The 243-nt window shown below is 66.7% G+C and carries 1 pseudogene; it reads right to left on the bottom strand.

The features are described 5' to 3' along the window. Window positions 1-201, bottom strand: a pseudogene (locus JL475_RS39555) (IS6 family transposase); the annotation flags it as partial. Window positions 202-243: the final 42 nt, after the last annotated feature.

The raw sequence follows: 243 nt of genomic DNA, 5'->3' as shown, positions 1-243 counted from the left end.
GAACTTCGCGCACCAGCGGCGGACGGTCTCGTGGGAGACGAGCACGCCGCGCTCGAGCATCAGCTCCTCGACCTCCCGGAACGACAGCGGGAAGCGGAAGTACAGCCACACGCAGTGCGCGATGATCTCCACCGGGTACCGGTGGCCCTTGTACGACGGCGACGCGGACGACACGAGCGACTCCCTCCCCGGCACGATCATCTCCAAGATCATCCCAGGCCGGTCAGCCAACGTGACAACGCC

The organism is Streptomyces sp. M2CJ-2, assembly GCF_016757295.1.
In the GTDB taxonomy this organism is placed as follows: domain Bacteria; phylum Actinomycetota; class Actinomycetes; order Streptomycetales; family Streptomycetaceae; genus Streptomyces.
Note: the sequence above shows the minus strand (reverse complement) of the source record. Positions and strands in the feature narration are given on the sequence as shown.